Annotated in this window: 19 protein-coding genes; 6 read left to right on the forward strand and 13 right to left on the reverse strand. The window is 67.3% G+C overall.

The genetic code is table 11. The features are described from left to right. Nucleotides 1-897: 897 nt before the first annotated feature. The 9 genes from C7H84_RS20210 to hpnI form a co-directional block, all read right to left on the reverse strand. On the reverse strand, nucleotides 898-1,938 hold the full coding sequence (locus C7H84_RS20210) for a GlxA family transcriptional regulator (RefSeq protein WP_121860458.1): 1,041 nt from the start codon (nucleotides 1,936-1,938) through the stop codon (nucleotides 898-900). A 21-nt stretch (nucleotides 1,939-1,959) separates the two neighbouring features. Next, nucleotides 1,960-2,766, reverse strand: a complete 807-nt coding sequence (locus tag C7H84_RS20215) for an ABC transporter ATP-binding protein (protein ID WP_121860459.1) — start codon at nucleotides 2,764-2,766, stop codon at nucleotides 1,960-1,962. A 20-nt stretch (nucleotides 2,767-2,786) separates the two neighbouring features. Continuing rightward, the gene (locus tag C7H84_RS20220) at nucleotides 2,787-3,500 is read right to left on the reverse strand and encodes an ABC transporter permease (protein WP_060109908.1); all 714 of its coding nucleotides are present in this window, start codon (nucleotides 3,498-3,500) and stop codon (nucleotides 2,787-2,789) included. Next, nucleotides 3,497-4,186 (reverse strand): histidine ABC transporter permease HisQ, encoded by a 690-nt coding sequence (hisQ, locus tag C7H84_RS20225; RefSeq protein WP_121860460.1) that lies wholly within the window; start codon nucleotides 4,184-4,186, stop codon nucleotides 3,497-3,499. The genes C7H84_RS20220 and hisQ overlap by 4 nt, the downstream gene beginning before the upstream one ends. A 266-nt stretch (nucleotides 4,187-4,452) precedes the next feature. Further along, nucleotides 4,453-5,010 carry a hypothetical protein gene (locus C7H84_RS20230; RefSeq protein ID WP_121860461.1) on the reverse strand — a complete coding sequence of 186 codons (558 nt, stop codon included), beginning with the start codon at nucleotides 5,008-5,010 and terminating at the stop codon, nucleotides 4,453-4,455. An 87-nt stretch (nucleotides 5,011-5,097) separates the two neighbouring features. Beyond that, nucleotides 5,098-6,141: a lysylphosphatidylglycerol synthase domain-containing protein gene (locus C7H84_RS20235; RefSeq protein ID WP_121860462.1), complete on the reverse strand. Its 1,044-nt coding sequence runs from the start codon at nucleotides 6,139-6,141 to the stop codon at nucleotides 5,098-5,100. Continuing rightward, the gene (gene hpnK, locus C7H84_RS20240) at nucleotides 6,138-7,022 is read right to left on the reverse strand and encodes a hopanoid biosynthesis-associated protein HpnK (protein ID WP_121860463.1); all 885 of its coding nucleotides are present in this window, start codon (nucleotides 7,020-7,022) and stop codon (nucleotides 6,138-6,140) included. Before hpnK ends, C7H84_RS20235 begins: the two co-directional genes overlap by 4 nt. 3 nt (nucleotides 7,023-7,025) lie before the next feature. Next, nucleotides 7,026-8,468 (reverse strand): hopanoid biosynthesis associated radical SAM protein HpnJ, encoded by a 1,443-nt coding sequence (hpnJ, locus tag C7H84_RS20245; RefSeq protein WP_346428388.1) that lies wholly within the window; start codon nucleotides 8,466-8,468, stop codon nucleotides 7,026-7,028. Nucleotides 8,469-8,640: 172 nt separating this feature from the next. Further along, complete coding sequence (hpnI, locus tag C7H84_RS20250; protein WP_121860465.1) at nucleotides 8,641-9,816, reverse strand: bacteriohopanetetrol glucosamine biosynthesis glycosyltransferase HpnI; 1,176 nt, start codon at nucleotides 9,814-9,816, stop codon at nucleotides 8,641-8,643. A gap of 641 nt (nucleotides 9,817-10,457) precedes the next feature. Between hpnI and C7H84_RS20255 the strand changes: the two genes are divergently transcribed. Further along, a complete protein-coding gene (locus C7H84_RS20255) occupies nucleotides 10,458-11,456 on the forward strand; it encodes an LLM class flavin-dependent oxidoreductase (protein WP_121860705.1) in 999 nt (332 codons plus the stop codon). A 45-nt stretch (nucleotides 11,457-11,501) separates the two neighbouring features. Here the strand turns inward: C7H84_RS20255 and C7H84_RS20260 are convergent, their stop codons facing one another. Next, nucleotides 11,502-12,563 (reverse strand): alpha/beta hydrolase, encoded by a 1,062-nt coding sequence (locus tag C7H84_RS20260; protein ID WP_121860466.1) that lies wholly within the window; start codon nucleotides 12,561-12,563, stop codon nucleotides 11,502-11,504. Here C7H84_RS20260 and C7H84_RS20265 point away from each other — a divergent pair. From C7H84_RS20265 to C7H84_RS20290, 4 genes are all read left to right on the forward strand, one after another. Continuing rightward, on the forward strand, nucleotides 12,547-12,771 hold the full coding sequence (locus tag C7H84_RS20265) for a hypothetical protein (protein ID WP_162999332.1): 225 nt from the start codon (nucleotides 12,547-12,549) through the stop codon (nucleotides 12,769-12,771). The genes C7H84_RS20260 and C7H84_RS20265 overlap by 17 nt on opposite strands. Nucleotides 12,772-12,798: 27 nt before the next feature. After that, nucleotides 12,799-13,659: a pyridoxal kinase PdxY gene (pdxY, locus tag C7H84_RS20270; protein ID WP_121860468.1), complete on the forward strand. Its 861-nt coding sequence runs from the start codon at nucleotides 12,799-12,801 to the stop codon at nucleotides 13,657-13,659. Nucleotides 13,660-14,108: 449 nt separating this feature from the next. Beyond that, nucleotides 14,109-16,253, forward strand: coding sequence for a phospholipase C, phosphocholine-specific (locus C7H84_RS20280; protein WP_121860470.1), 2,145 nt, complete (start codon nucleotides 14,109-14,111; stop codon nucleotides 16,251-16,253). Between the two features lie 358 nt (nucleotides 16,254-16,611). Continuing rightward, on the forward strand, nucleotides 16,612-17,760 hold the full coding sequence (locus C7H84_RS20290) for a branched-chain amino acid ABC transporter substrate-binding protein (protein ID WP_121860471.1): 1,149 nt from the start codon (nucleotides 16,612-16,614) through the stop codon (nucleotides 17,758-17,760). A 220-nt stretch (nucleotides 17,761-17,980) separates the two neighbouring features. Here the strand turns inward: C7H84_RS20290 and C7H84_RS20295 are convergent, their stop codons facing one another. After that, nucleotides 17,981-18,742 (reverse strand): FadR/GntR family transcriptional regulator, encoded by a 762-nt coding sequence (locus tag C7H84_RS20295; RefSeq protein WP_121860472.1) that lies wholly within the window; start codon nucleotides 18,740-18,742, stop codon nucleotides 17,981-17,983. 423 nt (nucleotides 18,743-19,165) lie between these two features. On the opposite strand from C7H84_RS20295, the gene gudD reads away from it, so the two are divergent. Then, a complete protein-coding gene (gudD, locus tag C7H84_RS20300; protein ID WP_121860473.1) occupies nucleotides 19,166-20,518 on the forward strand; it encodes a glucarate dehydratase in 1,353 nt (450 codons plus the stop codon). Between the two features lie 109 nt (nucleotides 20,519-20,627). On the opposite strand, the gene C7H84_RS20305 is transcribed toward gudD, so the two are convergent. Further along, nucleotides 20,628-21,092 (reverse strand): DUF2214 family protein, encoded by a 465-nt coding sequence (locus C7H84_RS20305; RefSeq protein WP_121860474.1) that lies wholly within the window; start codon nucleotides 21,090-21,092, stop codon nucleotides 20,628-20,630. Between the two features lie 37 nt (nucleotides 21,093-21,129). After that, nucleotides 21,130-21,957, reverse strand: a complete 828-nt coding sequence (locus C7H84_RS20310) for a hypothetical protein (protein ID WP_121860475.1) — start codon at nucleotides 21,955-21,957, stop codon at nucleotides 21,130-21,132. Between the last annotated feature and the right edge of the window lie 159 nt (nucleotides 21,958-22,116).

The raw sequence follows: 22,116 nt of genomic DNA on the forward strand, positions 1-22,116 counted from the left end.
GCGTCTTGCGGAATTGCGACGGGTTCTATCGGAAGCGGATAGTGCGCTTTATTTTGCCTTCCCGGCGGGGGGCTCTTTTGTCGGGGCGTTCCTTTTTTGGGGGTTCGTTTGGGTGGTGCGCTCGCTTTTTCGTGAAGCACCTGTGATCGTGTCGGTCTATTTGCGTCGCCCCTCCGCGGGGCAGCGGTCACTTTTCTTTGTCTTGCCAAAGAAAAGTAACCAAAAGAAAGGCGCCCGGATAACGCATGACCTCCCGGTGCCATAGCACCCTCGGTGGCACTCGCCTAAGTGTCCGCGCCAGCCGAGAACCCGGAGTGGTTCGAGCAATGGTTCTGACACCTCTCACCACCCCCGGAGCGGTATACCGCCCGCTAGCTCCGTCCTCGCTTCGCTCGGCCGCAAGGTAGTTCAGCCGCAATTCACGCGCCCGCGCAACATCGGCAGAGAGCACTGCACTGCCCAGTTCCCCAAATCAGTAAGGCAGCGCGGCGCCGCTACGCAGCCGCGACGATCTCGACTTTGTGGGTGCACGCGCTCCGGCGCGATTGCGGCAACCAATCTATCGACAGCGTTGAAAGGGGGATGGATGGACCTGTCGGCCGAGCGAAGCGAGGACGGAGCTAGCGGGCGGTATACCGCTCCGGGGGGTAGTGAGAGGTGTCAGAACCATTGCTCGAACCACTCCGGGTTTGTGTCCTGGCGCGGACACTTAGGCGAGTGCCACCGAGCGGGCTATGGCACCGGGAGGTCATGCGTTGTCCGAGCGCCTTTCTTTTGGTTACTTTTCTTTGGCAAGACAAAGAAAAGTGACCGCTGCCCCGCGCAGGGGCGACGCAAATAGACCGACACGATCACAGGTGCTTCACGTCAAACGAAAGCGCACCGTCAAAACAAAACTCAGTCCTTCCCGCGCTCGACAAGCGCGCCCCCACGAGGTTCGCTGCCGCCGCCGGTCTGCTTCTCGAGCCACGCTCGCCGATCCTCCCGAGGCGTAACCCCAAACCTCTCCCGATAAGCATTAGAAAAATGCGCAGCAGAAGAGAACCCACAGGCGAGAGAAACCTGAACAACCGACTTGCTGGTCCGCTGCAACTGAGTCCGAGCCTTGAGCAGTCGAAGATTGAGGTAATACTTGGAGGGCATCGCCCCGAGATACTGTCGAAAGAGCCGCTCCAACTGTCGGCGCGAGACGCCGACCAACCCGGCGATCTCATCGGTAGTGAGAGGATCCTCGACATTGGCTTCCATCAAGAGCAACGCGTCATTCAACCGAGGATGCCGCTCGCCCGGCGCGGTAACGAACGGAATCCGCTGCCGCTCCTCGCCGCTGCGCAGCGTGCCGGCCCCAAGCGCATCGGCAATCCGCTCGGCCAGATCGGCCCCATGCTCCCGCCCGATCATGGCGAGCATGAAGTCGACCGTCGCCTGCCCACCGGCACAGGTCGCCCGGTCGCGATCGATCTCGAAGATCTGCTGCGTGACGATCGACCGCTCGAACTGCTCGGCGAACTGCTGATACGTCTCCCAGTTCACGCTCACGCGATACCCGGAAAGCTGCCCGGCCATCGCGAGCCACCACACGCCATGATGAATCCCGGTCACGACGGGCGTGCGCTGCCCGACCCGCGCGAGACTCGCGAGAAACATCCGATAGTCGGCAAACTGCTGAAACCGCTCCGACACGACGATCAACCAGTCGCACGCGATCGCATCGTTGAACGCCGCATCGGCATGCCATTGCGCGCCGCCGGCAAGCGGCACCGGCCGCCCGTCCCACGAACACACCTGCCAGCGATACAGCAAGCGCCCGTCGATCTCGTTCGCGAGATTCAACGCATCGACGATCGGCCCCACACCCGACATCGACACGGGCGGCAATGCAACGATCGCCACCTGCGCCGTGCGGGTGGCGCCTACGGGACGAGACACCGGGACCACGTATGAAATCCGCCCTTCGCGTTACTTGAGACTGCCCGACAGGAACTGCTTCAGACGCTCGCTCTGCGGACGCACGAGCACCTCCTTCGGATCGCCCTCTTCCTCGGTCCGCCCCTGATGCAGGAACATCACGTGGTTCGACACGTTGCGCGCGAAACCCATCTCGTGCGTGACGACGATCATCGTGCGGCCTTCCTCGGCCAGCTTCTGCATCACCTTCAGCACTTCACCGACGAGCTCCGGATCGAGCGCGGACGTCGGCTCGTCGAACAGCATCACGTCGGGATTCATCGCCAGCGCACGCGCAATCGCGACACGCTGCTGCTGACCGCCCGACAGATGCGACGGATATTGCTTCTCGACGCGCGGCGCGAGGCCGACCTTCTCGAGATATTCACGCGCGCGCTCCTCGGCTTCCTTCTTCGAAATGCCGAGCACGTGCACCGGCGCTTCCATCACGTTCTCGAGCACGTTCATGTGCGCCCACAGATTGAAGTGCTGGAACACCATCGCGAGCTTCGTGCGGATGCGCTGCAACTGCTTGTGATCGGCAACCTCGAGCGCACCGGCGCGGTCGGTCTTCGTGCGCACGGTCTCGCCGTCGACGACGATCTGCCCGGCATTCGGCCGCTCCAGAAAATTGATGCAGCGCAGGAACGTGCTCTTGCCCGAGCCGCTCGCGCCGATGATGCTGATGACGTCGCCGGCCTTCGCGTTCAGCGATACGCCCTTGAGCACCTCGTTGTCGCCGTAGCGCTTGTGAATGTCGACCGCCGCAAGCTTGGTGGAAGTGGAAGCGGACGCGCTCGTTTGAGTGATCTCGGCCATCTGGCTCTCCTCGAATGAATTCAATGACGGCCGGCCGCGAGATACGCGAGCCAGTGGCGCTCCGCCCGGCGAAATGCCGCGACGAGTGCGAACGATACCGCAAGATAGATCAGCGCGGCGATTCCGAACGACTGGAACGCCATGTAGGTCGCGGAATTGGCGTCGCGCGCGACCTTCAGGATGTCGGGCACGGTCGCCGTGAATGCGACGGTGGTCGCATGCAGCATCAGGATCACCTCGTTGCTGTACAGCGGCAGCGCGCGGCGCAGCGCCGACGGCAGGATCACGCGGCGGTACATCGTGAACGGCGACATCCCGTACGCACGCGCCGCCTCGACCTCGCCGTGCGGGATCGCACGAATCGCACCCGCAAAGATCTCGGTCGTGTACGCGCAGGTGTTCAGCGCGAACGCGAGAATCGCGCAGTTGAAGCCGCTCCTGAAGAACGCGTCGAGCAGCGAGTGCGACCGCACGAACTCGAGGCTGTACATGCCCGTGTACATCAGCAGCAACTGCACATAGAGCGGCGTGCCGCGGAACACGTACGTGTAGAACCGCACCGGCATCGACAGCCACTTCTTCTTCGACACGCGCGCGACCGCGAGCGGCACCGCGCACACGAAGCCGAGCGAAATCGATGCAACGAGCAGCCACAGCGTCACCGCAAGGCCGGAGAGGCGCTGGCCGTCCCAGTAAAGGAACGCCTTGCCGAATTCCTGGAGGATCTCGATCATAGTTCTGCGTGCCGCACGCCCGTGGAATAACGCTTCTCGAGCTGGATCAGCACGAGGTTGGAAACGGTCGTGATCGCGAGATAGATCAGCGCCGCAACGAGGATAAAGAAGAACATGTTGAACGTGCTCTTGCCGGCGTCCTGCGCGGCCTTCACGACGTCCGCGAGGCCGATAATCGACACCAGCGCGGTCGCCTTCACGAGCACCTGCCAGTTGTTGCCGATGCCCGGCAGCGCAAAGCGCATCATCTGCGGAAACATGATCCGCACGAACACGCGCAGCCCGCTCATCCCGTACGCGCTGCCGGCCTCGAGCTGGCCGCGCGGCACCGACAGGAACGCGCCGCGAAACGTCTCGGTGAAGTACGCGCCGTAGATGAAGCCGAGCGTCAGCACGCCGGCGACGAACGGATCGATGTCGATCTGATCCCAGCCGACGAGGTCGGTGAACTGGTTCAGCCAGATCTGGATGCTGTAGAACAACAGCAGCATCAGGACGAGATCGGGCACCGAGCGGATCAGTGTCGTATAACCGGTCGCGATCGCTCGCAGCACCCGGTTGTGCGACAACTTCGCCACCGCGCCGATCAGCCCCAGCGCCACCGCAGTGGCGAGCGACAGCACCGACAGCTCGATGGTCTGCACGGTGCCGGCCCATAGGACGGGACCAAAGCCGTAAAGGAACACGCGCGTCTCCAGTGTTGATAGGAACACCGGCGCGCATACCTGTCCGGCGCCGGGCTGACGCGGATAGTCGCAAGCGAAATTGATTGCCTCAAATCACTGCACATCCGGATGCTGCGTCGCAACAATTCGTCGCACCATTTCCGCGCGGGGCCTACACCGCTGTTTCAAAAGGGAAAAACCCGCTTCCTGACAGTCGGATGACAGCCAGCCAAGCGGGTTTTTTGCAATTTTCCGGTCGCTTTTTCGATATAGCGCCGGCGGCGGGTTTACCGCCCTTTCAGGATGTCGGAGCGCGAAGTCGTATAGACAAGCCCGTCCGGGCCGAAATGGACGTTGAAGAACGCGTCGGTGTTCACGCCGTCCTCGAGCCAGCGCCAGCTCCATACCGTCTCGGGCTTGAGCGGATACTGCGCGATGTCGCCCGGCTTGCCGAGCAGGCGCCTGACCTCGTCCTCGTTCATCCCGGGGCGCACCTTCCCGAAGTTCTCCGCGGTCAGCACCTGCGTCGCGCCCGTGTAGTGCCCGCTCGCGTCGAGATCGACGAACCAGGTCTGGTTGCCCATCGGGCCGCGCGGATATTCGAGACGCTTCGAGCCGTCGGTGAAGGTGCGCTCGGTCTCGGGCTTGCCCATCGTGCCGCGCACGTCGGCCTCGGTCGACACGCCGACCTTCAGCCCCTTGAGCAGCAGCGGCGCGGGCTTGATCGCGTTGAAAAAATCCCTGATACGTTGCACGTCGAGATTGCCTTGCTTGTCGTCGCAGCCCGCCAACGCAAGCGCGGCGGCCAACATCGTCACGGGAAGCAGCCGGAAACGGAAAATCATCGGAAGAAATGCGCGTGAAGAAACACGCGGCAAGGATACCCGCGCCACGCCAAAAGCGCGAGACGGACCGCACGGCCCGTCTCGTGTTCAATGCGTCGTTTCGGTGTGGGTCTCGGCGTCGCGGCGCGCCGCCTGCGGGGCACGCGCGACGGCCGGCGCCTCGCGGATCCGGCGCCGCGTGCGCACGAGTTCGGCAAGTTGCCACGAACCCAGCGCGACGCAGCCGAACAGCACCTCGCGGCCGCGCTTGACGAGCGCGAGCGACAGCGCCGTGTCGCGATCGACGCCGAACATCTGCGCGAGCAGCACGACGGTCGCCTCCTGCACGCCGAGGCCGCCCGGCACCATGAACGCCGCATGCCGCACGGCCTGCGTCATCGCCTCGATCGCGATCGCGCCGCCGATCGACACGGGATGGCCGAGCAGCGCGAGCGCCCAATAAATTTCGAGCGCGCCGAGCACGTAGCCGGCCAGCTGCCAGAAGAACGCGCTGAACAGCAGCGCCGTGCGCGACATCAGCGCGTCAATGTCGGCATCGAGCCGGCGGCCGTCGACGCCCTGCAGCAACCGGTGCGAATCGCCGAGCAGGCGCCCCGCGAACCGCTCGATCGCATGGAAGATCCCGCCGCGCCGCATCAGCACGACGCCGAGCACCGGCAACGGCAGCGTCAGCAGCAGCGCGAGGCCGATCGTGCCGCCGCCCATGTCGTGCGTGGTCGCGAGCAGCAGCACGAGGCCGAGCGCCGCGAACGCATACTGGACGACGATCGTCACCAGCACCTCGACGATCACCGACGCGGTCACGCGGCTCGCGTCGGGCACCTGCCAGCGCGCCATCCGGATCCCGACGAGCTCGCCGCCGATCCCGACCACGGGCAGCAGCCGGTTCACCGCTTCGCGCACGGTCGCGATCCACCACAGGAACGGCAGCGACGCGCGCCGGTCGAGCAACTGGTGCCACGCATAGGCATCGAGCAGCAGCGGCAGCGCGTGGAACGGCACGAGCCACAGCAGCGCGAAGCCGGCGCGCGCGAGCATCTGCGACACGTCTCCGATCCCTTCATGCAGCCCCAGCACGAGCAGGATCCCGATGCCGATCGGCCAGCCGAGCCATTTGATCCACTTGGTCATGACGGCTGCGCCCCCGCCTCGGGCGACGCGCGCATGCCGCGCGGCGTCGCGCGCTGGCCGAACACGTCCGCGAAGCCGCCGGTCGCGACACCGGCCGCCTTCAGCGCGGCCGCGACGCGCGGCGACAGCAGCGCGTCGAGTTCGTCCACCGGACGGTAAGCGGCCATCGTCGGCGTGATCGGCCCGTCGCCGGCTTCGGCCGGGTGACAGTAGATCTCGCCGACCCCGGCCGGCAGTGCCGCGAGCGCGTCGAGCAGCACGCGCTCGTCCATCGCACCCGTGTGCTCGATCCCGACCACGTAATCGTTGTGCGCGAGCCCCGCGCGATCGAGCCGCGCGCGCACCAGCGCGATCCACGGCTTCAGCAGCGCGGGCGCGTTCGTTTCGTACGGCAGCCGCACCGCGCGCAGCCCGTAATCGCGACCGATCTCGATGATCATCGACAGCACGGTCGGATGGAGGTGGAAATGCTTGTGCGCGTTCACGTGGTCGAGCGGCAGGCCGCTCGCCGCGAACGCGTCGAACTGCGCGCGGATCTCGCGACGCAGCTGTGCACGCACGTGCGGCAGGAAGAAGAAGCGGCAGCCGTCCTTCGCCATCGCGTCGCCGAAGCGCCCGTCGGGGCCGACGAGCGCGGGAATCTCACGCGCAGGCAGCGTGGCCGGGCCGTCCGCGAGCACCAGATGCAGGCCGACCGCGAGCGACGGCAGGCGCCGCGCGCGTTCGATCGCATCCTGCGCGGCGGGCGCACCGACCATCAGGCTGGCGGCGTTCAGCACGCCGTCGCGATGCGCGCGCTCGACCGCCGCGTTGACGCGCGGGTGCAGCCCGAAGTCGTCCGCGGTGAAGATCAGCGCCCGCGCCGCCCGCTGCGTCGTCACGAATCAGGCCTCGTGCGCGCGCAGGAAGCGGAAGAACTCCACGCCTTCGCGCAGACGGCGCTTCATCATGTCCCAGCTCGTCAGCATCTCGCGGACGATTTCCCAGATCTTCGACGGGCGGAAGTAGAACTGGCGGTAGAACTGCTCGAGATGGTGATAGATCTCGTCGCGCGACAGGTGCGCATAGCCGATCGCCGCGAGCTGCACGCCTTCCTTGCTGACCAGGTTGATGGTCTTGTTCTCTTCCATCCAGCCGTTCTCGACGGCCTGCTTGTAGAGCGTCGTGCCCGGATACGGCGCGGCGAGCGACACCTGGATCGTGTGCGGATTGATTTCCTTCGCGTACTCGATCGTCTTCTTGATGGTGTCCTGCGTCTCGCCCGGCAGGCCGAGGATGAAGGTGCCGTGGATCTTGATGCCGAGCTTCTTGCAGTCCGCGCTGAAGCGGCGCGCGAAATCGGTGCGCACGCCCTTCTTGATGTTCACGAGGATCTGGTCGTCGCCGGATTCGAATCCGACCAGCAGCAGGCGCAGGCCGTTTTCCTTCATGACCTTCAGCGTCTTGTACGGCACGTTCGCCTTCGCGTTGCACGACCACGTCATGCCGAGCTTGCCGAGGCCGATCGCGATGGCTTCGGCGCGCGGCAGGTCGTCGGTGAAGGTGTCGTCGTCGAACATCAGTTCCTTCACTTCCGGCATGTTGTCGCGGATCCACTTCGCTTCCGCGAGCACGTTCTCGACCGAGCGCGTGCGGTAGCGGTGGCCGCTGACCGTCTGCGGCCACAGGCAGAACGTGCAGCGCGACTTGCAGCCGCGGCCCGTGTAGATCGATACGTACGGATAGTTCAGGTAGCCGATGAAGTAGTTGTCGATCTTCAGGTCGCGCTTGTAGACGGGCGCGACGAACGGCAGCTCGTCCATGTTCTCGAGGATCGGACGCGCTTCGTTGTGCTCGATCGAGCCGTCCTTCGCGCGCCAGCTCAAGCCCTTGATCTCCGGGAACGGCTTGCCTTCGGCGATTTCCTTGCAGGTGTAGTCGAATTCCTCGCGGCACACGAAGTCGATCGCGTCGCTCGCCGTCAGCGAGTTGTGCGGATCGACCATCACCTTCGCGCCGACCATGCCGACCAGCATCGACGGCTTCATCTTCTTCAGGTCCTGCGCGAACATCGCGTCGGTCGGGAACGACGGCGTGCTCGTGTGGATGATCACGAGGTCGTAGTCGTTGGCGATCTTCAGCGTCTCTTCGACCGACAGGCCGTCGGCCGGCGCGTCGACGACACGGCTGCCCGGCACGAGCGCGGCCGGCTGCGCGAGCCACGTCGGATACCAGAAGGAACGGATTTCGCGCTTCGCCTGGTAGCGCGAACCGGCTCCGCCGTCGAAGCCGTCATACGAAGGGGCCTGCAAGAACAGCGTTTTCATGAATGCTCCGGTAGCCTGCATAGTTCGATTCGTTTCAACGATTCAGTCAATCAACCGCGGGCCGCCCTGCCGGCGCCCGCCTCTTTGTCATGTCGCGTCGCGCGGCGGGGCCGCGCGGCGCGTCTCGGCCCGCGGGCCGGATTCGATCGGGAACGAGCTCATGGCCGGCTGGTTCCCCGTTGCCGAACGGGCGTCAGCGGCCGTCCGCGCCTTCCGCGATCACCGTCGCGCGTTCGGCGCCGACGACCGTCATCCGCGCGCCGCGCCACACCACCTGCGTGCCGAACGCGGCCGCGAGCCATTCGAGCGCGAGCAGCGTGTCGCGCACCGCGACGAGCGGCAAATCGCGCCAGAACGCACGCCAGCCGTCCTCGCCGCGCGCATGCAGCACCAGCCGCCCGAACGTGCCCACGACGGCCGCACCGCCCGCCAGCGTGCCGGCGAACGTGCCGTCCAGACGCAGCGCGAGTGCCGCGCCGATCGCCAGCCACGGCGCGGTGAACGTGATGAACAGGAACGCGAAGCCGGACGGGCTCAGCGAACGGATCGTGCGCAGCCAGCGCGTCTCGCGGTGCCACAGCGGCCCGAACGACGGCTCGATCACGTCGGTCGCGACCTCGATTTCGGACAGCACGGTGCGCCGGCCGAGGCGGCGTGGCAGCTCGGAGAGCCAGAAATCGTCGGCCAGTTCGTCCTTCAGCGCGGGAAAGCCGCCGATCCGGTCGAGCGTGTCGCGCGTAACCGCGAGCGTCGCGCCGAAGCCGAAGCGGCTCGAGCCGCCGAGGTGCGCGATCCGCACCGACGGCGCGAACCACGCGTCGACGAACTGCGCGCCGATCCGCGTCCAGAACCCGCCGACGCTGCGCGCATGATACAGGCACGTGACGACCCCGACCGACGCGTCGGCGAGCGGCGCCGTCACGCGCTCCAGATAGTCCGGCTTCACCGCGATGTCGCTGTCGGCGATCACGATGCGGTCGTACTTCGCGCGTTCGGCGAGATTGATCAGGTTGCTGACCTTCAGGTTCTTGCCGTGCACGCGCGCGTCGATCACGAGCGTGATGTCGCATTCCGGATAGTCGGCGCGCAGGCGCTCGACGACGGCGATCGCCGGATCGGCCGCCGACGCGACGCCGAACAGCACTTCATGGCGCGGATGGCGCTGCTCGCAGAAGGTCGCGAGGTTCTCGTACAGGTGCGGCTCCGCGCCGCACAGCGGCTTCAGCACGCTGACCGGCTCGAAGCCGTCGCGCGCGGCGGTGCGCGGCGTGCGCGGGCGCGGCGCGAACGCGGCGACGAGCGCATAGCCGGCCGCGGCCAGCGCAAACACGATCAGGAGCCAGTCGAGCAGTGTGACGGTCGGCGTCATGCGCGACGCTCCCCGGCCACCCGGGCGTCATGCCGATCGAGCGAACCTGGTTGAACGTGATGGGAAATTCCGACAGCAACGAACGCGGGCACGACCCGACTCCTTGTTCCAGCAGCGTCTGTGTAATGGGAGAGGCACGGCCCATTCTCGCAAGCGGCCATGTCCGGCTTCGCGTGGCACATCCTCACGCGCGGCCCTGGCGGGATACGGGAAGACTCGAATGGCTACCATCGGCACAACATGGGCAGGCGCCGAATTTTAGCAGTCTGCGCCACCTCGCGCTCAGCACTTGGTGGAAACGGACTGATGCGATTTCGGCAAAGCTGTGCGGCCGGGGAACCATTCTGGTGCAACGACGTTCACGCTAGCGTAAGCGGTTTGCAGGCGTATTGCAGTCTTGTAAATCAAACGTTTCGTGGAAATTTGTACATCGATGCGGGGACGCGTGCAATCGCCGTAAAGAACGGTAATTATTCGGCGATTAGCTCGATTTTTGCAACGATCGACGTGTGCTGCCTTGCATCCCTGTAAGGCGCATGGGTATCCGCGCGGCGCCAGCGCGTTCCGGAACCCTTTGGCAAAATCGTCGGCATCTGTTGCGCATGCGCATCACCGCGCCCCTCCCTTTCGAAGGCCATCCGATGATTCCGTTTTCCGTACTCGACCTCGCCCCCATTCCCGCCGGCGCCGACGCCGCGCAGGCGTTCCGCAATACCGTCGATCTCGCGCAGCATGCGGAGCGCCTCGGTTTTCGCCGCTACTGGCTCGCCGAGCACCACAACATGCCGGGCATCGCGAGCGCGGCGACCGCCGTCGTGATCGGCCATGTCGCGGGCGCGACGAAGACGATCCGCGTCGGCTCGGGCGGGATCATGCTGCCGAACCACGCGCCGCTCGTGATCGCCGAACAGTTCGGCACGCTCGCGTCGCTGTATCCGGGGCGCATCGACCTCGGGCTCGGCCGCGCGCCCGGCACCGACCAGACCACGTCGCGCGCGCTGCGCCGCGACCTGATCGGCAGCGCCGACTCGTTTCCGGACGACGTCGCCGAGCTGCAGCGCTACTTCGCGGAACCGGTGCCCGGCCAGCGCGTGCGCGCGGTGCCCGGCGCGGGGCTGGACGTGCCCGTGTGGCTGCTCGGTTCGAGCCTCTTCAGCGCGCAGCTTGCCGCGATGCTCGGGTTGCCGTTCGCGTTCGCGTCGCACTTCGCGCCGGACTACCTGATGCGCGCGCTCGAGATCTACCGCGCGCAGTACCGCCCGTCGGCCGCGTGGCCGAAGCCGCATGCGATGGTCGGCGTCAACGTGTTCGCGGCCGACACCGACGACGAGGCGCGGCGACTCTTCACGTCGCTGCAGCAACAGTTCATCAACCTGCGCCGCGGCACGCCGGGCAAGCTGCCGCCGCCCGTCGACGCGCTCGAGGCGAGCGAGTTCGAACTCGCGAACGTCGCGCACGCGCTGTCGTTCGCGGCCGTCGGCTCGCGCGACACGGTGCGCGACAAGCTGCGCGACCGGATCGCGCAAACGGGCGCGGACGAGGTCATCATCACCGCGCAGATCTACGATCACGCGGCGCGCGTACGCTCGTTCGAGCTGGCCGCGCAGATTCGCGACGACCTCGCGAACGAAACCCGCTGAGCAAACGCGCGTGCGCGCGCCGGCGCGCGCACGTCCGCCGCTGCGTCACTGCGGGTGCACCGCACCCAGCCCGTCGAGCAGCGCCTTGTGGAACGCGTCGGGATCCTGGATCTGCGGCGCGTGGCCGAGCGCCGGGAACTCGACGAGCTGCGCACCGGGGATTGCCGCCTGCGTGCGCTTCGCGAGTTCCGGATAACGGCCGAGCTTCGCGTGCACGTCGGGCGGCGCGATGTCCTTGCCGATCGCGGTCGTGTCCTTGTCGCCGATCAGGAGCAGCGTCGGCACGCGGATTGCGCCGAGTTCGTAGACCACCGGCTGCGTGAGGATCATGTCGTAGATCAGCGCCGAGTTCCACGCGACCGCGTCGCGGCCCGGGCCGCGATACATGCCGGCCAGCATCTGTACCCACCGCTCGTACGATGGCGCCCACTTGCCCGCGTAGTAGGTCGCCTGCTCGTAGCGGCGGATTCCGTCCGCGGTGGTCTTCAGCTCGCGCGCATACCAGTGGTCGACCGACAGCGGCGGCACGCCGAGCGCTTTCCAGTCTTCAAGGCCGATCGGGTTCACCAGCACGAGCTGGTCGGTCGCCTTCGGGTACATCAGCGCGTAGCGCATCGCGAGCATCCCGCCCGTCGAATGGCCGACGATCGTCGCCGCTTTCACGCCGATCGACTCGAGCAGCGCATGCGTGTTGCGCGCGAGCTGCTGGAAGCTGTACTGGTAGCGCTCGGGCTTCGACGACTTGCAGAAACCGATCTGGTCCGGCGCGACCACGCGATAGCCGGCGCGGCTCAGCACGCCGATCGTGTCTTCCCAGGTCGCCGCGCAAAAGTTCTTCCCGTGCAGCAGCACGACGGTGCGGCCGTTCGGGTGCACGGGCTGCACGTCCATGTACGTCATCTCGAGGGTTTCGCGCTGCGACACGAACGCGTAGCGGTGCACCGGCTCCGGATAGTCGAAGCCTTCCAGGCGCGGGCCGTATGCGGGCCCGTCGTTGCCGGCCGGCGCCGGGGCCGCGGCCACGACGGAGGTCGCGCATGCAACGGCGACGCCTGCGCCGAGCATGGCGACGCGCACGAGGGACAACATCTTGCAAATCGAAGGCATGGCGATCACGGTAATGGGAGAAGCACGCTGGCAGTCGGCATACGGGCAGCCGGCGTACGGGCAGCCGGCGTACGGGCTCCCGGCATACGGGCTCCCGGACGGCCTCGCGCCCCCGCGATTCTACGCGGTCGGGCTGACGACGGCGCGCAACACTCGACGGCCGCGCGACTTCCGCGCGCGCGACGAACTCGGGTATCGTGTGACGTGACCCTGAAACGCCTGCAGGCGGCCATCCATGAAAAACGTCCTCAGCATTCAGTCGCACGTGATCTACGGACACGCCGGCAACAGCGCGGCCGTGTTCCCGATGCAGCGCCTCGGCGTCAACGTCTGGCCGCTCAATACCGTCCAGCTGTCGAACCACATGCAGTACGGCAACTGGGCCGGCAGCGCGATCGACGCCGCGAAGATGGAGCAGCTCGTCGACGGCGTCGCCGCGATCGGCGCGCTCAAGCGCTGCGACGCGGTGCTGTCCGGCTTCGTCGGCTCGCCGGCGCAGGCGCGCGCGACGGTCGAGATCGTGCGTTCGGTGAAGGCGATGAACCCGAACGCATGGTACTTCTGCGATCCGGCGCTGGGCCAGACAGGCGGGATCCGGCCCGAGCCCGGCGTCGAGGAATTCATCGTCCAGGAGATGCCGGCGCTCGCGGACGGCATGTCGCCGAACCACACCGAGCTGCAGAAGCTCGCCGGGCGGCGCATCGAGACCGTCGCCGAAGCCGTCGAAGCGTGCCGCGCGCTGATCCGGCGCGGCCCGCAGGTCATCCTCGTCAAGCACCTGCACGACCGCAACAGTCCGGCCGACCGCTTCAACATGCTCGCCGTCACCGAAACCGAAGCGTGGATCGGCCAGCGCCCGCTATATGCGTTTCCGCGCCATCCGGTCGGCGTCGGCGATCTCACCAGCGCGATTTTCGTCGCGCGCCGGCTGCGCGGCGACTCGGTGCGCGGCGCGTTCGAGCACACGCTCGCGGCCGTGCACGCGGTCGTGAAGGCCACCTATGATGCGCGCCGCTACGAGCTCGAGCTCGTCGCCGCGCAGGACGAAATCGCGCGGCCGAGCGAATGGTTCGGCGCGTGGGTGACCGACGCCTGACGCAATCGCAAACCGTCGTACGCATCGCCCCTGATGCCCCGTATCGCCGCTACGTCGCCGGTGTGCGGTGCGCTTCATGCCGTCGCTGCGCCTCTTCGCCCTCTTCGCCCTCTTCCCCCTCTTCCCCCTCTTCCCCCTCTTCGCCCTCTTCGCCCTCTTCGCCCTCTTCGCCCCCTTCGCCCCCTTCGCCCCCTTCGCCCCCTTCGCCTCTTCACCTCTTCACCTCTTCGCAGCCTCGCCACTCCCCGCCCGCCCGATTCCCGGCGCCACACCGCCAGCGCCCCTCCCGCCTGCCCGTGCAAACGTTTCCGGACTTCACATGAATGACACCGAATCCTCGCTATGCTCGCGGCGGCACGACCGGTGCAGCCGCATCCTGCGTCCGGGCGCGTCGACTTATTCCGCATGTCCCGCCAATCGGCTCCTCCCTTTACCGCACGATAACGACCATGACCCGATCGAACCGTCGTGACTTCCTGCGCGTCGCCGCCGGCACCGCCGGCGCCGCCGCGCTGAACCTGTTCCCGCCCGTGATCCGCGATGCGCTCGCGATTCCCGCGAACCGCCGTACCGGCACGATCCGCGATATCGAACACATCGTGATCCTGATGCAGGAAAACCGCTCGTTCGACCACTACTTCGGCACGATGCGCGGTGTCCGAGGCTTCGGCGACCCGCGCCCGCTGCGCCTCGCGAACGGCAAGTCGGTGTTCCACCAGCCGGTCGGCCCGGCCGAGCTGCTGCCGTTCCACCCGGGCGCCGACAAGCTCGGCCTGCAGTTCCTGCAGGACCTGCCGCACGGCTGGCAGGACATGCACGCCGCGTGGAACAAGGGCCGCTACGACCAGTGGGTGCCGAACAAGGGCACCACGACGATGGCGTACCTGAAGCGCGACGACATCCCGTTCCATTACCAGCTCGCCGACGCGTTCACGATCTGCGACGCGTACCACTGCGCGATCCCGAGCTCGACCGACCCGAACCGCTACTACATGTGGACCGGCTACGTCGGCAACGACGGCACGGGCGGCGGCCCGGTGCTCGGCAACGAGGAAAAGGGTTACGCGTGGACGACTTATCCGGAAGTGCTGGAGCACGCCGGCGTGTCGTGGAAGATCTACCAGGACGTCGGCACCGGGCTCGACGCGAACGGCTCGTGGGGCTGGACGCAGAACCCGTACATCGGCAACTACGGCGACAACGCGCTGCTCTACTTCAACCAGTACCGCAGCGCGCTGCCCGGCACGCCGCTGTACGACAAGGCGCGCACCGGTACCAACATCAGCGCCGGCGGCACGCTGTTCGACGTGCTGCAGCAGGACGTGAAGAACGGCACGCTGCCGCAGGTGTCGTGGATCTGCGCGCCCGAAGCGTACTCCGAGCACCCGAACTGGCCGGCCAACTACGGCGCGTGGTACATCGAGCAGGTGCTGAAGGTGCTCGTGTCGAACCCGGACGTGTGGAGCAAGACCGCGCTTTTCATCACCTACGACGAGAACGACGGCTTCTTCGACCACGTGCCGCCGCCGTTCGCGCCGCAGTCGCGCGACAACGGGCTGTCGACGGTCGCGACGACCAACGAGGTGTTCGCCGGCGACGCGTCGCACATGGCCGGCGCGTACGGGCTCGGGCCGCGCGTGCCGATGCTGGTCGTGTCGCCGTGGACCAAGGGCGGCTGGGTGTGCTCGCAGACCTTCGATCACACGTCGCTGCTGCAATTCATCGAAGCGCGGTTCGGCGCGCAGTATCCGGTCACGGCCGCCAACGTGTCGCCGTGGCGCCGCGCGGTGTGCGGCGACCTGACGTCGGCGTTCGAGTTCGCGACTGCCGACAACGCATGGCCGACGCTGCCCGACACGAGCGGCTATGCGCCGCCGGATCGCGTGCGCCACCCCGACTACATCCCGGTGCCGCCGGTCGTCCAGCATCTGCCGAAACAGGAGGCCGGCCTCCGTCCGGCGCGCGCGCTGCCGTACGAACTGTTCGTGCACGGCCGGATCGACAATGCGAGCGGCCAGTTCCGGCTGACCTTCGCGAACACCGGCACCGCAGGCGCGGCGTTCCAGGTCCAGGCGCGCAATCGTGTCGACGGCCCGTGGACTTACACGGTCGAAGCCGGCAAGCGGCTTTCCGACACATGGAGCCCGGCGCCGTCGCTCGGCCTGTACGACCTCGACGTGTACGGCCCGAACGGCTTCTACTGCCGCTTCCGCAGCCCCGCGGCGGCATCGGTCGGCCCCGCGAGCATCAACCCCGAGGTGATCTACGGCTACGACGTCGCGAACGGCAACATCACGCTGCGCCTGATGAACCGCGGCCACCGGGCCGTGCGGCTCAAGGTGACGAACGCGTACGGCCACGGCGCCGCGCGCACGTTCGAGCTCGCGCCGGGCGCGCACGTCGACGACTACTGGGATCTGCGCGGCAGCCACGGCTGGTACGACCTCACCGTCAGCGACGGCCGCGAGCTCGGCTTCCTGCGCCGTTTCGCGGGTCACGTCGAGACCGGCCGCCCGAGCACGAGCGATCCGGCAATCCGCACGAGTGCGTCGCACGACGCCGCCGAAGCCGCCTCGGACGCCCTGTCCGACTGACGACGGCGAACGCGGCGCGGCCCCCCCCGGTGGGGCCGCGCCGCCTGCCCGCACCTGCCTCCCGTCCGTTCGTGACGGGAAACTCCCGATACCGGCCACCCGCGCACACGCGGAAGCTATGCGCAAATCCGCATCAAATGCGCGGCAAATTGCCAAGACCCGTGCATATCGGCGACCTATATATCGAGGCGATCGGGGCTCGTCGCGAGCCTGACGGGAGATTCTTCCGGGAATCATCAGCAATGCCGAACTCCCCGCCCGATTCCGAGAAGCGGTCGAACCGCCCGCCCGTCGCACGTGCCCGGCCCGCCGGCTGCGTGCGGTACCCACTCGCTGGTGTAGAACAAGAGGAACGAACATGAAATTCCGTCATTCCCTGCTGTCGGTATCCGTCGTATCCGCATTGGCCCTCCTCTCGCAACAGGCCGCCCGGGCCGCCGACGCGACCGACGTGAAGGTCGGCTTCGCCGCGCCGCTCACCGGCGTGAACGCCGGCTACGGCAAGGATCTGCAGAACGGCGTGCAGCTCGCGCTCGACGATGCCGCCGCGCAGAAGGTGCAGATCGCCGGCAAGCCCGCGCACTTCAACCTCGTCGTGCAGGACGACCAGGCCGACCCGCGCATCGGCGTGCAGGCCGCGCAGGCGCTCGTCGACCAGAACGTGTCGGTGGTGGTCGGCCACTTCAACTCGGGCACGACGATTCCGGCGTCGGTGGTCTACGACAAGGCAGGCATCCCGGTGATCGACCCGGCGGCCACCAACCCGACGCTCACGTCGCGCGGGCTCGCGAACATGTTCATGGTGATCGCGACCGACGGCCAGAACGCGGGTAACGCGGGCAAGTACGCGGTCGACGTGACCAAGGCCAAGCGCATCGCGATCATCGACGACCGCACCGCGTTCGGCCAGGGCGAGGCGGACGAGTTCGAGAAGGCCGTGAAGGCGGCCGGCGGCAACCTGATCGGCCGCGAGTTCACCAGCAACCAGGCGGTCGACTTCCGCGCGCAGATCACGAGCCTGAAGGCCAAGAATCCGGACCTGATCTTCTTCGGCGGGCTCGACTCGCTCGCCGCGAACTTCATCAAGCAGATGCGCCAGCTCGGGCTGAACGCGCAGTTCGTCGGCGGCGGCGGCGTGAAGGACAACGAGTTCATCAAGATCGCCGGGCCGGCCGCGGAAGGCGCGATGGCGTGGGAATACGGACGTCCGCTCGACGAGCTGCCGCAAGGCAAGGACTTCGAGCAGCGCTTCAAGAAGCGCTTCGGCGTGGACGTTCTGTCGTACGCGCAGTTCGGCTACGACGCCGCATGGGCCGCGATCAAGGCGATGCAGGCGGCCAACTCGACCGATCCGAAGGTCTATCGCCCGGCGCTGAAGAAGATCGATTTCGAAGGCGTCACCGGCCGCATCTCGTTCGCGAACGACGGCTCGCTGAAGAGCGGGATGTCGACGCTGTATCAGGTGAAGAGCGGCGCGTGGAAGACGATCGTCACGAAGGGAGGCTGATCGCGCGGGACCGGCGGCCCGGGTAACCGGGCCCGCTGGACGCGGGGCGGCGCAGCGAGCGCCGCCCGGCCTCTTCTCGTCTCGCGCGGCATACGGAAACAGACGGGATCGGGAGCCAGCAGCGAATCGACGGCGCAATCACATCGCATCTCATACGATGACTGACATTGACGCGCGATACGGCCCGCGGCGACGCGTGGACCGTGTCGGCAGCTACCCGTCAGCTGGCCTGCGTATCGCGCTCCGCCTCGGCCGCCTCGTGTGCGCGGCGCAGCCGCTCGCGGCTGTTGGTCAGGTGCGTGCGCATTGCGGCGCGCGCGGCTTCCGGATCGTGACGCGCGATCGCCTCGTAGATGTCCTCGTGCTCGTGATTGAGCCGGCCGACGTAGCGCTCGAGATCGTCGCCGGCGAAGCGCGCCGAATTCACCCGCGTGCGCGGGATGATCGATGCGCCGAGCTGCGTCATGATGTCGACGAAATAGCGGTTGCCGGTGGACTGCGCGATCTGCAGGTGGAAATTGAAGTCGAGCTGCGCGGTGTCGCGCCCGCCGCCCGCTCCCTGCGCGATCGCGTCGAGTGCGCGCCGCAGCGTGGCGAGGTCGGTGTCGTTCGCGCGCTGCGCGGCGAGGCTCGCACACTCGCTTTCGAGGCTGATACGGAGTTCGAGCACCGCGAGCACGTCGCGCAGCGTCGTGATGGTCGCGGGATCGATGCCGAGCGTCTGGCGGCGCGACGGCTCGAGCACGAAACTGCCGATGCCGTGGCGCGTCTCGATGAGGCCGCTCGCCTGCATCCGGGAGATCGCTTCGCGCACGACCGTGCGGCTGACACCCTGCGCCGCCATGACTTCGGTTTCGGTCGGCAGCTTGTCGCCGGGACGCAGCGTGCCGTTTTCGATCTGCGTGGTCAGCGCGTCGACGACATCTTGTGCGAGGCTGCGTGCGCGACGGCGCGGCGCTGCGGGAAGCGTGGGCACGGACATGAGGCCGGTTCCTTTTTGAATGATCGTAATGTGAGCCGAGGGTTTACGCGGGGTATGAGCGAACGCCGATGATTCATTATACTGCGTCACAAGTCATCCGACGACTGATGATCGCGATACGGGTCTCCTGTCGACCCAAGCCGGCACATCTGCGCCTGCCGGGTCCCGTGATTCGCGATCGACCGGCATGCTCGCTTCTGCGCGGCTGCCGGCGCCCGGTTTCGCGGACGATCGAAGCACGCATGCGCGCTTGCTCCGGTCCGCCGCGACACCGGCATCGAGCTGGTCGCCCCACCCTTTCGGGTTGCTGTCGACATGCGGAGCTTGCGCATCGCGCACGTCGGTTGTCGAATGATCGCACCTCCCGCCGCGCGCGCAAAGCTTTTGCCGCACGGCATTGCCCACTCTTCTGCCATCGCCGCCATGAACGCCGTCACCGCCTCGCCTTCCCACGACACGCCGCGCATCGTCGACCTGCAGGCCATTCCGGTCGCCGGCCACGACAGCATGCTGCTCAACCTGAGCGGCGCGCACGGCCCGTTCTTCACCCGTAACCTCGTGATCCTGAAGGACAGCGCGGGCCGGACCGGCGTCGGCGAAGTGCCGGGCGGCGAAAGCATCCGCCGCACGCTCGACGATGCGCGCGCGCTCGTCGTCGGCCAGCCGGTCGGCAACTACCATGCGGTGCTCAACGAAGTGCGGCGTACCTTTGCCGATCGCGACGCGAGCGGCCGCGGCCTGCAGACCTTCGACCTGCGCACGACGATCCACGCGGTCACCGCGCTGGAAGCCGCGCTGCTCGACCTGCTCGGCCAGCATCTTGGCGTGCCGGTGGCGGCACTGCTCGGCGAGGGGCAGCAGCGCGAACGCGTCGAGATGCTCGGCTATCTGTTCTACGTCGGCGACCGCACCAGGACCGCGCTGCCCTATCGCGACGGCCGCGGCGCGACCGACGACTGGACGCGCGTGCGCGACCAAGCCGCCCTGACGCCGGAGGAAGTCGTCCGTCTCGCCGAAGCCGCGCATGCACGCTACGGGTTCAACGACTTCAAGCTGAAGGGCGGTGTGTTCGAAGGCGCGCGCGAGGTCGACGCCGTGACGGCGCTGGCCGAGCGCTTCCCGCAAGCCCGCGTGACGCTCGATCCGAACGGCGCGTGGTCGCTCGACGAGGCCGTGCGGCTGTGCCGTGACCTGCACCACGTGCTCGCGTATGCGGAAGATCCGTGCGGCGCGGAGAACGGCTACTCGGGCCGCGAGGTGATGGCCGAATTCCGCCGCTCGACCGGCCTGCCGACGGCCACCAACATGATCGCGACCGACTGGCGACAGATGGGCCACGCAGTGCAGTTGCAGGCGGTCGACATCCCGCTCGCCGATCCGCACTTCTGGACGATGCAGGGCTCGGTGCGGGTCGCGCAGATGTGCCGCGACTGGGGCCTCACGTGGGGTTCGCATTCGAACAACCACTTCGACGTGTCGCTCGCGATGTTCACGCACGTCGCCGCCGCGGCGCCCGGCCAGGTCACCGCGATCGATACGCACTGGATCTGGCAGGATGGCGAACGCCTGACGCGCGAGCCGCTGAAGATCGAGAACGGCCTCGTGGAAGTGCCGAAGCGGCCGGGCCTGGGTATCGACATCGACATGGATGCGGTCGCGGTCGCGCACGAGCTGTACAAGCAGCACGGGCTCGGCGCGCGCGACGATGCAGCCGCGATGCAGTATCTGATTCCCGGGTGGACGTTCAACAACAAGCGTCCTTGTCTCGTACGCTGAGCGCGGCGCGCACCGGGCGGCGCGGCCGCCCGGTCGCGCCTATCCGGCCAGACCTAGCCGGCCGCACCTACCCGGCCATGCCTAGCCGGCCGCACCTACCCGGCCAGACCTAGCCGGCCGCCCCAATCCCCCGCGCCATCCCTGACGCGGCGAACACGATGACCATCACGAGCAATGCCTGCCAGTGGCCGATCCGCACATAGGTTCGCGCCCGGGCGAGATCGGGCATCTGCTGCTTGCGCGCGGCGATACGCCAGCGGATCAGCCCGAGCATCGGCACGATCTCGAGCAGCAGGATCAGCACGAGCGCAGTCATCTTGACGTGAAAGAGCGGCTCGTGAAGGTAATACGCCGCACCTTTCTCGAAGCCGCCGAACGCGCGCGTGAGCCCGGTCGCGATCAGCACCAGCGCGGATACGCCCCACACCGCGTCGGCCTTGAACACGCCGTGCAGGTCGGCGGCCTGCGCCGACGCGATGACGCGGCGCAGCGCGCGGTTGCGGCTCGCGATCGCGGCGAACGCGACGCCGAATGCCATCAGGTGAACGGCTGCGAGCAACCAGCGGACGATCATTGCGCCTCCTTGTCGCCCGCGCGCCGCGCAGGCATTGTCAGACGATCTGCTTGAGCGCGGCGTCGAGCGCGAGCACGGCGACGCGGTCGCCCTCGGTCGCGACCGGCGCGCGCATCACGATCTGCCGGTTATGGCCGACAGCCGCCGGCGAGTCCCACAGCAGTTCCACCTTCGGCCGGTTGAACAGGCTGACGCGACGCAGCGGCACGGCTGCGACCTGCGCCGCCTGCTCGCCGGCGGCGGGCGCGGCGGGCGCGGCGGGCGCGGCGGGCGCAACCCGGCCGGGCCAGCGCACCGACAGTTCGCGTGCGTCGTACTGGCCGACCTTGCGGCTCTCCATCCAGACGATCGCGGTGCGCGTGAGCGTATCGAGCGAAATCGCGTAGCGGCCGACCGCGAAACGACGCGCGGCGACGTTCGTGCGCCACAGCGGCCGCGGGCGGCACATCCACACGATCGCCGCATACAGCGCGGGCGCGGCGACGAGCCAGCCGTTGGTCGCCGTCACCGCGTGCAGCGCACGGCGCCAGCCGGCCGCCCACGCGAACGCGCCGATCGACCACACGGCAAACAGGAAACCGATCAGCGCGAACACGCGCAGCGCCTGGCGCAACCATTGCGGCAGCGGATGGAACGGCCGCTCGGCGCGCGCGGCGGCGCCCGGCAGCGCGAGCAGCAGGAAGATCAGGACGAGATAGACGAACGCCCAGGGCGACGACACCATCGCCGACAGCGATGCGCGATAGCCCATCTGGGACATCGAGAACAGCCAGCGCGCGAACAGCACGAGACCGATCGCGCGCAACGCGAAGATCACGCCGGCGCCGGGGGCCGGCGCTGCGCGCGTGGTTTTCGTTCTCGCCAAGACTGCTCTCCTCTCGATGTTCGTGCGTAGCCGGAATTCACGGCACGGCCATTATAGGGACATTACCGTCTGGACAGACGGCCGGATGGCGTGCCGGACCGCTTGGCGGGCCGTTCATGGCGCCGGGCGCGGCGAGAATACAACAGATCCGCGCCGCAG

This window comes from Burkholderia sp. Nafp2/4-1b (genome assembly GCF_003635165.1).
Classification (GTDB): Bacteria; Pseudomonadota; Gammaproteobacteria; order Burkholderiales; family Burkholderiaceae; genus Burkholderia.

Coding starts and splice junctions, on each gene's coding strand:
- C7H84_RS20215 (WP_121860459.1), bottom strand. CDS start 2,766: ATGGCCGAGATCACTCAAACGAGCGCGTCCGCTTCCACTTCCACCAAG.
- C7H84_RS20220 (WP_060109908.1), bottom strand. CDS start 3,500: ATGATCGAGATCCTCCAGGAATTCGGCAAGGCGTTCCTTTACTGGGAC.
- C7H84_RS20230 (WP_121860461.1), bottom strand. CDS start 5,010: ATGATTTTCCGTTTCCGGCTGCTTCCCGTGACGATGTTGGCCGCCGCG.
- C7H84_RS20235 (WP_121860462.1), bottom strand. CDS start 6,141: ATGACCAAGTGGATCAAATGGCTCGGCTGGCCGATCGGCATCGGGATC.
- hpnJ (WP_346428388.1), bottom strand. CDS start 8,468: ATGCAGGCTACCGGAGCATTCATGAAAACGCTGTTCTTGCAGGCCCCT.
- hpnI (WP_121860465.1), bottom strand. CDS start 9,816: ATGACGCCGACCGTCACACTGCTCGACTGGCTCCTGATCGTGTTTGCG.
- C7H84_RS20255 (WP_121860705.1), top strand. CDS start 10,458: ATGATTCCGTTTTCCGTACTCGACCTCGCCCCCATTCCCGCCGGCGCC.
- C7H84_RS20260 (WP_121860466.1), bottom strand. CDS start 12,563: ATGCCTTCGATTTGCAAGATGTTGTCCCTCGTGCGCGTCGCCATGCTC.
- pdxY (WP_121860468.1), top strand. CDS start 12,799: ATGAAAAACGTCCTCAGCATTCAGTCGCACGTGATCTACGGACACGCC.
- C7H84_RS20280 (WP_121860470.1), top strand. CDS start 14,109: ATGACCCGATCGAACCGTCGTGACTTCCTGCGCGTCGCCGCCGGCACC.
- C7H84_RS20290 (WP_121860471.1), top strand. CDS start 16,612: ATGAAATTCCGTCATTCCCTGCTGTCGGTATCCGTCGTATCCGCATTG.
- C7H84_RS20295 (WP_121860472.1), bottom strand. CDS start 18,742: ATGTCCGTGCCCACGCTTCCCGCAGCGCCGCGCCGTCGCGCACGCAGC.
- gudD (WP_121860473.1), top strand. CDS start 19,166: ATGAACGCCGTCACCGCCTCGCCTTCCCACGACACGCCGCGCATCGTC.
- C7H84_RS20305 (WP_121860474.1), bottom strand. CDS start 21,092: ATGATCGTCCGCTGGTTGCTCGCAGCCGTTCACCTGATGGCATTCGGC.